Genomic DNA, 12232 nt, shown 5'->3' with positions numbered 1-12232 from the left:
GCAGATGACGACAGCAACAAGAAGAAAAGTAGCCATCGTGACTGGCGGTGGCTCCGGGCTGGGCCTGGCGATTGCCGAAAAATTTGTACAGCAAGGTATACTGGTAATCATTGCAGGAAGAAACCTGGATAGGCTCACCGCTGCACAACAACAACTGGGGCCGCTATGCAAGGCCATTGCGATAGATGTTACCCATCTTTCCACTATTCCGGCATTTGTACAATCGGTAGTGGATCAATATGGCGCCATCGATATCCTGGTGAATAATGCCGGTACCAACATGAAAAAAGATTTTACCGCCGTTACGGACGAAGAATTTCAGCAGGTCATCCTGACGAATCTTACCGCAGTATTCACTATGAGCCGGGAAGTAGTGAAACATATGCAGCTACAAAATTCCGGCTGTATCATTCATATTAGTTCCATGGCGGCACAATATGGCTTGCCGAAAGTGATTGCTTATTCTGCCAGCAAAACAGCGATCGATGGAATGACCAGGGCCATGGCTGTAGAGCTGTCGCCGCAGGGAATCCGTGTCAACGCCATAGCTCCTGGATTTATCTATTCCGATATGACAGCGAAAGCACTCAACAGCGATCCGGAACGGAAAGCAAAAGTATTTGGCAGAACCCCTATGGGTACTATGGGACAGCCTGCCGACATTGCCGACGCCGCCTATTTCCTGGTCAGCGACGCCGCCAAATTTATTACCGGCATTGTATTACCGGTAGACGGTGGCAACAGCATCGGTTTTTAGTAATTAAAATACTACGTTATCGCTTTACAATTTACACGTTATGAAAAAATGGCTCCTGCTCTCACTCTGTTGTTGCCTGCTAAGTAAAATCACGGCACAGGTAAAACTCCCCCGGCTGGTACGCGATAGCATGATTCTGCAACGGGATGAAAAAGTAAAATTATGGGGATGGGCATCCGGTAAGGAAAAAGTAACCGTCCGATTTAACGGTAAGGTCTATACGACTACAGCTGATAGCAGCGGCAACTGGGCGCTGTACTTACCTCCCACCAAAGCCGGCGGACCTTATACCCTCTCGATTAACCAGGTCACCTTACATGATATCCTTTTTGGAGATGTGTGGTTTTGTAGTGGACAATCGAACATGGTGCACCAGCTGGGGATTCATGAGGTAACCTATGCCCGCGATATCCTCGAAGCCAATGATCCGCAGATCCGCCAATTCCTGGTACCTGTGCTCAGCAATGTTGCCGGCCCGCAAACGGATCTCCCCACGGGCTACTGGAAGCCCGCCATGCAGGCAGACATACGTGCCTTTTCTGCCGTCGCCTGGTTCTTCGCTAAAAAATTACACGAACAATATAAAGTCCCCATCGGTATCATCAATGCCAGCGTAGGCGGCACGCCTATAGAAGCATGGACGAGTGAAGAAGGGCTCAAAGATTTTCCGGCACAACAAGCAATCATCGAAAAAAATAAAACGAATGGTATCCAACAGACGCCTCCCTCTCCGGCGCCGCCTGCTGATGCCGGATTAAGCGCTACGCCAGCGTGGTATCAATCTGCCTATATGCCGGTGGGATGGCGCAACATCCATATCCCCGGCTACTGGGAAGACCAGGGCCTGAAAGATCTCAACGGTGTTGTATGGTATCGCCGGGAAATCAACGTCCCCACTGCGATGGCAGGACAACCAGCCCGCGTTTTCCTGGGACGTATAGTCGATGCCGATGCCCTCTATATCAACGGGCAACAGGTAGGTACTACCGCCTACCAATATCCGCAACGGCGCTACACCGTGCCGGCGGGCTTATTGAAGGCCGGCAAAAACCTGCTGGTGATACGTGTTACCAATACCGCCGGTAAAGGCGGATTTGTGCCGGATAAACCCTATGCTTTGTTTACCAACACAGATACGATTGATTTAAAAGGCGACTGGACCTATAAAGTAGGCGTAGCATTCAAACCAGTAACAGATAAAAACATTCGTATAGATCCATCACATCAGCCGGCAGCCCTGTATAATGCCATGGTTGCTCCTGCCATCCACTATACCCTCAAAGGAATTTGCTGGTATCAGGGAGAAGCCAATACCGGCCAACCCAATTTATACGCCCAGCTACTCCCGGCGCTGATCCATGACTGGAGAGCCAAATGGACACAAGCGCAACTGCCTTTTCTCTACGTGCAATTACCCGGCTTCATGGATTACAACTATTGGCCTGTGGAAAGTAACTGGGCACTACTGAGAGATGCACAACTGCAATCCCTGTCCGTTCCCCATACCGCCATGGCCGTAGCTATTGACCTCGGCGAATGGAACGATATACATCCCGATAATAAAAAAGAAGTAGGCGAGCGCCTTGCATTAGCCGCCAGGAAAGTAGCGTACCTCGAGCCGGTTATCTATAGTGGTCCCTTATATCAATCCGCTGTAGTAGCAGACTCCTGCATCGTTGTGCACTTTACACAAACCGGCAGTGGACTGATCACCGCCGATGGCGAAGCCCCTGCTACTTTTGAAATTGCAGGCGCCGATAAAAAATTTGTATGGGCACAAGCTAAAATAGCAGATGATAAAATTGTAGTGTGGAGTGAAGAAATACCGCATCCTGTCTACGTTCGTTACGCTTTTTCTGATAATCCGGTGAATCCGAATCTTTACAACCGGGAGAAATTGCCGGCGTCTCCTTTCAGAACAGACAAATGAACCGGCATTGACAAACCAGGTGGCAGCCATTATATTTGCATGCACGCCACCTGCAATAAAGCAGTTGGAAAAACAACCCGGTGATCATGAAAAAGAATGCATTGCTCCTGCTATCTCTTTTAGCAGCCTTTTCCGCATGTAAGGTTACAGAACGACAAGGTAAAAACGGATACATCTATACACAAAAAGCAGGTCGGGAAAATAAGCAGTGGAAACTGGTATGGCAGGACCACTTCAATGGCCCTGCGCTGGATACCACCAAATGGACCCGTATTCCGCCCAATAATGCTGCCTGGGGCAAACATATGACCAGTGATGATCAATGTTACCGGATAGATAGTGGTAAGATATACCTGCGCGGCATTAACAATCCTGATACACAGAAAGATCCCCGCCCTTTCCTCACCGGCGGTATCTATACAAAAGGGAAATTTGCGTTCCAGTACGGGAGAATTGAAATTCGGGCCAAACTGGAATGCGCCAGAGGCGCCTGGCCGGCCATGTGGATGCTGGCGGAAACAGAGAAATACGGCAAATATCCCCGGAACGGAGAAATTGATATCATGGAGCACCTGAACTACGACTCCCTTATTTATCAAACTACCCATTCTTATTACACGCTGGACCTGAAACAAACTGCGAATCCGCCGCATGGAGGCACCGCTGCTGTAAACCCGCTGGCTTTCAATACCTACGGCATCAGCTGGTATCCCGACCGCATCGTATTTACCGTAAATGGAAAAGATACGTTTACCTATCCCCGTGTGAAAGGCGTAGATCCTTCCCAATGGCCGTATGATCAGCCTTTCTATATCCTGATAGATCAACAACTGGGCGGCGACTGGGTAGGTAAAGTAACCCCCGGCACCCTACCGGTACAAATGATTGTTGACTGGGTAAAAGTTTACCAGTAAGGCGATTTCCGGGTATCCCGGATTATGTTTATTTTCGTAAGCTGTCGGCCACATTGGGCCGACATAAAAATCTAAACAAACAGTTATATGGGTAGTGAAAAAGCCATTCTTGCCGGCGGTTGTTTCTGGGGTGTGGAAGAACTGATCCGTCACCAGCCAGGTGTACTGCATACCGTAGTGGGATATACCGGCGGCGATGTACCCAATGCCACCTATCGCCATCATGGTACACATGCGGAAGGCATTGAAATTACATTTGATCCGGAAAAAATATCGTATCGTAAACTCCTGGAATATTTCTTCCAGATTCATGACCCTACCACTAAAAACAGGCAGGGCAACGACATCGGTACTTCTTACCGTTCTGCCATCTTTTTCCTCAATGAAGCGCAGCAGGCCACCGCTAACGCATTAATTGCGGAGATGACGGCCTCGGGGAAATGGCCAGGCAAAATTATTACGGAAGTAGTTCCTGCAGGCGATTTCTGGAACGCAGAAGAAGAACACCAGGACTATTTACAGAAACATCCTCATGGATACACCTGCCATTTTGAGCGGCCGGATTGGAAATTAAGCTAAAAGTTATTTTGGCGGATGATCAGTGCGGATTTTGTCTTTGTACAGGATTAGACTGATTATACTGATTTTATTTTTTGATTAAAAAAGAAGAGGGAAGACAGATAAGTGCATAGCTTATCTATCTTCCCTCTTCTTATCTATCTCCCCAAAAAAAAAATCAATAAAATCAGTATAATCAGTCTAATCCTGTACAAAGACAAAATCCGCACTGATCATCCCCCAAAATAGCTTTCCGCTTTATGCTTTCAGCTCCTTTACGTATCTTTAGTAATACTGTGCTTAACCTCATCTGCCATGAGATATAATGAAATAAAGCCCTGCAAACCATTAGCCCCCTATATAAAATGCTACTACATCTACGAGTCGGATACCACCGCGGCTTTTGACGACACCGTGTTTCCCAGTGGATGCGTGGAAATTATCTTCAACCTTGGCAGCGGACATTGGCAAACAGCTGCTAACAATACTTTTGTGACCACCCCACCTATTGAATTATGGGGACAAATTACCCGGCCGCTACCCATTAAATCGGCCGGACGGAACGTCATGCTGGGCATCCGTTTCTATCCGCATGCTGCCGCGGTTTTCCTGCGGGATCCGGTAGACCTGTTTAACAACCAGGTCATCGATTTCCGCGACTGCTCCGACAGGGCAGTACAGGCGCTCTACGGCAGATTACTGGATATAACGGTTTGGCATACACGGATTACACTGGTAGAAAACTTTCTGTTGCAGCGCCTGGCGATCTCTACTCAAACTGGTAGTAAAATAGCTGTTGTGAGCGAGGTGATGAATGAAATACGGCAATATGATTTCTTTGATAACATCGACAATGTTGCGTCCCGTTATGGTATCACGTCCCGTTATCTTCAAAAAATATTCTTACAATATACCGGCCTTACGCCCAAGCTCTACAGCAAGATTAACCGCTTCCAGCACAGTTTACAGCTGTTGGTGAAAAAAGAAGTATCATTAACGGATATTGCATACGACTGTGGTTATTTTGATCAGTCGCATTTTATAAGGGAATTTAAATCATTTACCGGCTATACCCCTTCCGGCTATGCGCGGGAAACCTCCCCTGTTACCCTTGCCGTGGCCCATAATTAATTGTTCCGATTTGTACAATTTCTGCCGCTCCACCCGGAATAATTTTGTGTTGTTAATGATTCAAATCAACTCACAAATTTATTCAACATGTCTTCCAATTTCGAAAAGTTCAGGGATTTACACCATTCCGACCGTTTATTTGTAATACCCAATGCCTGGGATGCTAAAAGCGCTGCTGGCTTTCAGCAAGCTAATTTCCCCGCAGTAGCTACGTCCAGTGCGGCGGTAGCGGGTAGCCTGGGTTATGATGACGGTGAAAAAATGCCATTCAGCGATTATCTTTTTATGATTAAGCGGATATTATCAGTGATACAGGTGCCTTTGTCGGTAGACCTGGAAATGGGATATGGCAACACGAATGAAGCCATTTTCGACAACATCCGTCAACTGGTACAACTGGGTGTGGCAGGGATTAACATCGAAGACTCGGAGATATTACCCAATGGAAGGGTACTGAAAGATGCCCGGGTATTTGCGCAAACAATTGCCTATATCAAACAAAAGCTGCGCGAAGAAAATTTATCCCTGTTTGTAAATGTGCGTTGCGATACGTTTCTGCTGAACGTTACGGACAAACAATCGGAAACCATAGACCGGTTGAAATTATATGAAAATAATGGGGCAGATGGTATTTTTCTTCCCTGCATCAGTGTACCGGCAGATATTACCCTGGCTGTCCGTAACACGTCATTGCCGCTGAATGTGATGTGTATACCGGGATTACCCGAATTCGACGTACTGCAACAGGCAGGCGTACGACGGGCCAGTATGGGACCTTTCTTATTCAGTAAGGTATATGACCAGGCGGTGGCATTTTCCCATGAAATGGTGGCGGCTAATAGCTTTTCACCTATTCTCTGACAGCAGCACAGCAGTTATTTTTTTGACTACAACAAGCAGCGTTCCGGCTACAAATACCAAACAATTTCCGGTCAATTTTGTGATACAAAAACACAAACAGATGAAAGTATTTGTAACCGGAGCCAGTGGCTTCATTGGTATGCCCGTTGTGAAAGAACTACTGGCAGCCGGACACCAGGTAGTAGGGCTGGCACGTTCAGCGGAAGCAGCCGAAAAAATAGCAGCGCTCGGCGCTATCCCGCACCGGGGTGACCTGACCGATCTCGACAGCCTGAAATCAGGTGCCGCCGCTGCCGATGGTGTTATTCACCTGGGCTTTATTCATGATTTTAAAAATTTCGCCGCCATGTGCGCCGTTGATGAAAAAGCGATTGAAGCAATGGGAGAAGTGTTGATGGGCACAAAGCGCCCGTTGCTGATTGCTTCCGGAACAGCCATCATTCACAAAGACGGGCTGGTGACTGAACAAGACCGCATTACACAGGAAGCCGCGCCGCGTACTATTTCCGAAAAGACAGCAGACAGGCTGGCGGAGAAAGGTGTTCATACCGTGGTAATTAGGCTCTCCATTGTACACGGCGAAAACGACCCCGGCTTTATCACCTTGCTGACCGGTATTGCGAAAGAAAAAGGGAAGTCAGCCATGATCCTGGACGGGGCCAACGTATGGCCATCCATACATAAGCTGGATGCAGCCCGATTACTTCGACTGGCCCTGGAAAAAGAAGCGGCCCCAGGTACGCGTTATCATGCGGTGGCGGAACAGGGTGTTCCTTTTCGCAACATTGCCACCATCATCGGGAAAAAGTTAAACCTGCCGGTAGTTTCCCTGCAACCGGAAGAAGTAGCAGACCACTTTACCTGGTTTTCTCACTTTGCCCGGTTCAACAACCTGGCCTCCAGTGATATCACCCAACGCAGCCTGGGCTGGACTCCCCAGCACGGTACCCTGCTGGAAGATATGGAGGGAGATGTCTACTTCCCGGCAAACAAGTAAAACACGTACATTTACCTGGAGGCGGCGGCGCCGCTGGTACCGCCGCCTCCAGGTTTATTAACTGATATTATCATGACTACTCCGCTTCACATCAAAACCATATCGGCCTATCATACCTTACGTGGATTACCCAAGCCCAAACATCCGCTGATCAGTGTGATCAATTTCGATGATATGGAAAATGCTCCTGAGCTGGGCAGCCAAAGCCTGATTTTCGATTTTTACAATATCTCTATTAAAAGAGGGATGAACTATAAGTACCGGTACGGGCAACAGGATTATGATTTTGATGAAGGAATCATGTTTTTCATGGCGCCTAAACAAGTATTAAGAATTGAAAGAGAAGAAGGCTATCAAAATCCTTCCGGCTGGATGTTACTGATACACCCGGATTTCCTCTGGAATACGCCTTTGGCGGCTGCCATCAAGCAATATGAATTCTTTGATTATGCGGTGCATGAAGCACTGTTTCTTTCCGGAGATGAAGAATTAAAAATCCGGCAGATCATCGATAACATTCAACAGGAATATCATACCAACATCGATCAGTTCAGTCAAAGTATTATTATATCCCAACTCGAAACCCTGCTGAACTACGCGGATCGTTTTTATCAGCGCCAGTTCATTACGCGGAACAAGGCAAACCACCTGGTACTGGAACAACTGGAAAAACTATTGCAGGATTATTTTGATACGCCAGACCTGATCAGTAAAGGTCTTCCTACGGTGCAGTATATTTCTGACCAGCTCCACCTCTCTCCCACTTACCTGCGTAGCCTGCTCAAAATGCTGACGGGGCAAAATACGCAACAGCTCATTCATCAGAAGGTGATCGACAAAGCCATGGAAAAACTCAGCACCACAGACCTGTCTGTTGGTGAAATTGCTTATGAACTGGGCTTTGAGCATCCACAATCTTTCAATAAATTATTTAAGAAGAAAACCAATGTTACCCCGATGGAGTTCCGGCAACGATTTAACTGAGGGCTAACAGCAGCCCGTAAATTTTCTTTCGATGGCCGGCCTGATATTACGCAATTTTCGATAACTTGATGTTAAAGTATATCATTATGACCACAAAAGAAACGTTTACCCTCCACGGTGAAAACCTGGTAAAAAAAGTAAAGGAACTGATAGCAGAAGGTAATATCCGGAAAATTACAATTACTGATAAAGACGGCAAAGAACTGATGTCCTTTCCACTTACGATCGGTGTAGTAGGGGTACTATTTGCCCCGGTGCTGGCAGCTATCGGTGCGGTAGCCGCGTTGATTGGCGAATGCAGTATTGAGGTGGAGAGAGAAGCTCCGAAAGACGCAGAAAGCTGAAAGCATAAAGCATAAAGCTATTATAGCGAAGGCTCAACGCGGATTTTCTGAAGTGCACCCTAAAGGTTGGACGTTTTTTTAAATGTTAAAAAGTTATGCGGCTTGAGTTCGGTATTTAACTGGGCTCAAGCCGTTTAGTTTTAATTTAATCCTATCGTTGTTATAATAGTGTATATATTCAATTAACCCCTGCTTTAAAGCTGATAGCGAATCAAAATTTTCAAGATAAAATAGTTCTGTTTTGAGGATAGCGAAAAAGCTTTCCATAGCGGCATTGTCCAGACAATTTCCTTTTGCAGACATACTTTGTTTGATCTTATTGTCTCGAAGAATTGTCTGATATTTCTTCATTTGATACTGCCAACCCTGGTCAGAGTGTAATATCAAATTGCTTTTCTTCGGTAGCCGGGAAAATGCTTTTTGCAGCATATCAACAATTTGACCAAACGTTGGCCGTTCTGATATATTATAACTCATTATTTCTCCATTATACAGGTCCATAATTGGAGAAAGATATAATTTTTTACCCCCAACAGAGAATACTGTTATATCTGTGACCCACTTCTGGTAAGGCTTTTCGGCATTGAAGTCACGCATTAGCAGATTAGGAGCTATTTTACCCTGCTCTCCTTTATATGACTTATACTTCTTCATTCTGACCAGGCTTTTAATATTACCCGATCGCATGATTTTTAATACCGTCTTATGATTAACAGATCTCCCCGATTGCCGTATATCCCTTGTTATTCGCCTATAGCCATATCTGCCTTTATGCCGATTGTAAATGGTCATTATCTCAGTTTGCAATGCAGCATGCTTTTGAGGCTGGGTTAATAACTTCAAATTGTAATAATAGCTACTACGTGCCATATCCGCTGCTTTTAACAGCAAATCTAATGGATAAAGCGGCCTTAATTCCCTGATGGCTTCTGCCGTTTGCTTTGACCGGCTTGTTCTTTTTGAATTAAGGCCTTTAACTTTTTTAAAAGTGCATTTTCAGCTCGAAGGTATTGTAACTCAGCTTCTAAAGCGGCTAGTTTGGCCGTATCCGGGTCCGTTGCTACCTCTGTGGATTTACTCTTTTTTGCCATTTGCTTCTTTTTTGATCCTCGTTTACTTTTAAGTAAACCTATGGCCCCTTCACGTTCATATTGTTTTAACCATAGACCAACAGTATGATCTTGCGCGACTCCGAATATCATCGCCGCCTGCAATAAAGATAATCGCTTTTTGAATACTGTTCGGATAACCTCCAGTTTAAACTCACCACTATAAATCACTCCCGCACGAGGTTTCAATCCGGCTACACCATGATACTTATAAAGATGTAACCACCGATGCACCGATGTATCGGTCGTTCCTAGCTTGCGAGCTACTGATGCTATATGGTCCTTACCTGAAAGCACGGCCTGCACGGCTCGAAGCTTCTGGTTTAAACTGAATTTAATCTTTCCTGCCATAAAAATGCCCCCTAAAAGTGTCCAACTTTTAGGGGGCATTTCATTCTTACGCTTTAATCATTCGCTATAATAGCTTTCTGCTTCTATTTTTTCATATCCTTTTCTGCACGGAAACTACCATTGGGTTGAATGGATATCACTGCCACTACCTGCCCCTTGTCATTCCTGACAAATTGTATTTTAAATCCTTTCAGGCCCTTTAAGCTGAACACATCTTTATCCACAGGTTCCAGTGTGTAGGTAGGCTGTCCCGGCACTTCCATCAACAGTACTTTCGCATCCGATAATTTGATCGTAATAGCGGTACCGGATATACGGTAAATGCCTGTTAGCTGTTCATAAGCAACTGCATCCAGCTCAACTTTAGACAATTGCTTATCGAAGATCACCGGATCTCCGGCCGGATCATAGGAGAAACCCACGCGGTCAATATCTCCCGTACTATTCATCAAAAACTGCAGGCGCATATTGGATTTATAGCGCGGATCAATCACCGTATCCGTAGCATTGTAGGGGGAATAAATGTTATAGTCTTCATGATGGAGGTACCAGGTAATATCTGGCAGCCATACAAACAAGGAATCGGATCTCCGGTAAATATTCAGGCTACCGAATGCATCATTTTTAAACACGCCCGTGAAAGCGGTTATCGGGTGGGTAGCCGGATGTGGTTTGAAATTAGGATCCACATAAGGTTTGCTGGTATCTCCTCCTTCGGGTTGGGGCTTCTTTTTAGCGGGAGCGGCTACGCCAAACAGTTGATCCGATACCGCGTTAATTACCCTGGCGGGAACCCGGGAAGCGGCCTGGTTACTGAGTACCACGATACCAATACTATCAATGGGATAAAAGGTAGTCAGGGCGGTAAATCCATCTACATTTCCACCATGTTCTACCCGGTAATGCCCCCGATAGGAAAAAAGCATCCAGCCCAAGCCATAATTACCAAATTGTTCATATGGCTTTTCCGGAGTAGGTGCACCGGCGTCCATAATCATTTGCGAGGAAATGGCTTCCTTTACATAATCAGCCGGTAGCACCTCTTTTTGTGCATACTTACCGCCATTTATCCAGGTAATAAGCCACTTCGCCATGTCCGTAGCAGTACTGTTGATTGCGCCCGCCGGGCCCATGGCTATAATAGGGCGATAGGGTTGTTCTTTAATCGTTATTACGCCCTTATCATTTTTGTCTATAGTATAGCCACGCGATGGTTCCGGTGCGGCAGCTAAAGCCACCGTACCAATAGACGATTCACTCATCCCGATGGGCTGAAAAATCTGGCTGCTGATATTTTGTTCCCAGGATTGCCCGGTGAGCCGTTCTGCTACCATGCCCTGTACCATAAACATGAAGTTGTTATACTGCCAGCGGCTACGCAGCGGCGCCGTAGGTTTCATATAGTGCATACGTTGTAACAGCGTATCCCGGGAACTGGTATTGAAAAAGTACCAGGCCAGGTCGTACCGGGAAAAGCCCGTTCTGTGACACATCATATCGCGTAAAGTCACCTGGTAGTTCAGGGCCGGATCGGAGAAGTCGAGCGCCGGTAAATAGGTAGTAGCTGGTTTGTCAAAATCTACTTTCCCGTCTTTGCGTAAGTTGCCCAGTAATGCACTGGTAAATGCTTTCGTGCAGGAGCCAATAGCAAACTGCGTGTGGGCCGTAACCGGCAGCTTTCCCGCTACATCGCGAAAGCCAAAGCCTTTTGTAAATACCACCTTGTTTTTTTCTACAACAGCGATGGCAAACCCGGCACCGTGTTCCTCTTTCAGTATGTCTGATAAGGCGGCATCTATTTTTTCCAATTTCTGAGCGGGGGTTTGGGCATTCGCCAGGGACATCAGGCCTAAACAAAAAAGGGTACTGAGGCCCAAGCGTACAAAAGAGACTTTCATCGGGTTATGTTATTACTCAATAAGATTACGGTAAATAAGCGACTTCCACAAGTATCCGGACAGATATTTATGATGATGGATAAGATTTGTAATTCCTGTTTTAATACCAGACCTTCGCGCTCCAACTTTAGCACAAATTAACGATGGCAATACCCGTAATAAAAAAATTCACTTTCTCCGCACAGGTGGAAGACCAGGAAGTAACGTTTGATATGCACCCGGTAAATATCCGCGAAAAGCAATTGTACCAGGTGTATGCTCCCTATAATAATGCGCAGATACGTTTCCATATGCAGGCCGCAGATGGCATCAATTTCAAAATTACGGACCGGAATATTTGTCCGCCGGCCTATTTACAGCTGGAGCAGCAGCTATCAGATGCTATTGGCATGAATTAA

The 12232-nt window shown here is 46.1% G+C and carries 13 protein-coding genes; 10 read left to right on the top strand and 3 right to left on the bottom strand.

Annotated features, from left to right (window positions below; translation table 11 throughout):
- The first annotated feature begins 4 nt into the window (after window positions 1-4).
- The 9 genes from AC5ZC7_RS09040 to AC5ZC7_RS09000 all read left to right on the top strand — a co-directional run bounded on the left by AC5ZC7_RS09040 (window position 5) and on the right by AC5ZC7_RS09000 (window position 8476).
- Entirely contained in the window at window positions 5-757 is a 753-nt protein-coding gene (locus AC5ZC7_RS09040; protein ID WP_496159636.1) for a glucose 1-dehydrogenase, read from the top strand.
- A gap of 40 nt (window positions 758-797) precedes the next feature.
- Window positions 798-2687 (top strand): sialate O-acetylesterase, encoded by a 1890-nt coding sequence (locus AC5ZC7_RS09035; protein ID WP_496159637.1) that lies wholly within the window; start codon window positions 798-800, stop codon window positions 2685-2687.
- Between the two features lie 86 nt (window positions 2688-2773).
- Window positions 2774-3601 (top strand): family 16 glycosylhydrolase, encoded by an 828-nt coding sequence (locus tag AC5ZC7_RS09030; protein ID WP_496159638.1) that lies wholly within the window; start codon window positions 2774-2776, stop codon window positions 3599-3601.
- An 87-nt stretch (window positions 3602-3688) separates the two neighbouring features.
- On the top strand, window positions 3689-4180 hold the full coding sequence (gene msrA, locus AC5ZC7_RS09025) for a peptide-methionine (S)-S-oxide reductase MsrA (RefSeq protein ID WP_496159639.1): 492 nt from the start codon (window positions 3689-3691) through the stop codon (window positions 4178-4180).
- Window positions 4181-4474: 294 nt separating this feature from the next.
- Window positions 4475-5290, top strand: coding sequence for a DUF6597 domain-containing transcriptional factor (locus AC5ZC7_RS09020; RefSeq protein ID WP_496159640.1), 816 nt, complete (start codon window positions 4475-4477; stop codon window positions 5288-5290).
- Between the two features lie 87 nt (window positions 5291-5377).
- Complete coding sequence (locus AC5ZC7_RS09015; protein WP_496159641.1) at window positions 5378-6151, top strand: isocitrate lyase/phosphoenolpyruvate mutase family protein; 774 nt, start codon at window positions 5378-5380, stop codon at window positions 6149-6151.
- Between the two features lie 100 nt (window positions 6152-6251).
- Entirely contained in the window at window positions 6252-7148 is an 897-nt protein-coding gene (locus AC5ZC7_RS09010) for an NAD-dependent epimerase/dehydratase family protein (protein ID WP_496159642.1), read from the top strand.
- 72 nt (window positions 7149-7220) lie between these two features.
- Window positions 7221-8132 (top strand): helix-turn-helix domain-containing protein, encoded by a 912-nt coding sequence (locus AC5ZC7_RS09005; protein WP_496159643.1) that lies wholly within the window; start codon window positions 7221-7223, stop codon window positions 8130-8132.
- Window positions 8133-8218: 86 nt separating this feature from the next.
- Window positions 8219-8476, top strand: coding sequence for a DUF4342 domain-containing protein (locus AC5ZC7_RS09000; protein ID WP_496159644.1), 258 nt, complete (start codon window positions 8219-8221; stop codon window positions 8474-8476).
- 93 nt (window positions 8477-8569) lie between these two features.
- Here AC5ZC7_RS09000 and AC5ZC7_RS08995 read toward each other — a convergent pair whose 3' ends face one another.
- The 3 genes from AC5ZC7_RS08995 to AC5ZC7_RS08985 are packed head-to-tail and all read right to left on the bottom strand — an operon-like array spanning window position 8570 to window position 11834.
- Window positions 8570-9400, bottom strand: coding sequence for an IS3 family transposase (locus AC5ZC7_RS08995; protein WP_511911597.1), 831 nt, complete (start codon window positions 9398-9400; stop codon window positions 8570-8572).
- Window positions 9388-9975 (bottom strand): transposase, encoded by a 588-nt coding sequence (locus tag AC5ZC7_RS08990; RefSeq protein ID WP_511911463.1) that lies wholly within the window; start codon window positions 9973-9975, stop codon window positions 9388-9390. Before AC5ZC7_RS08990 ends, AC5ZC7_RS08995 begins: the two co-directional genes overlap by 13 nt.
- A gap of 44 nt (window positions 9976-10019) precedes the next feature.
- Window positions 10020-11834, bottom strand: coding sequence for a serine hydrolase (locus AC5ZC7_RS08985; protein ID WP_496162843.1), 1815 nt, complete (start codon window positions 11832-11834; stop codon window positions 10020-10022).
- 143 nt (window positions 11835-11977) lie between these two features.
- On the opposite strand from AC5ZC7_RS08985, the gene AC5ZC7_RS08980 reads away from it, so the two are divergent.
- Window positions 11978-12232 (top strand): hypothetical protein, encoded by a 255-nt coding sequence (locus tag AC5ZC7_RS08980; protein WP_496162842.1) that lies wholly within the window; start codon window positions 11978-11980, stop codon window positions 12230-12232.

Source organism: Chitinophaga sp. 9-1-y (genome assembly GCF_059511905.2).
Note: the sequence above shows the minus strand (reverse complement) of the source record. Positions and strands in the feature narration are given on the sequence as shown.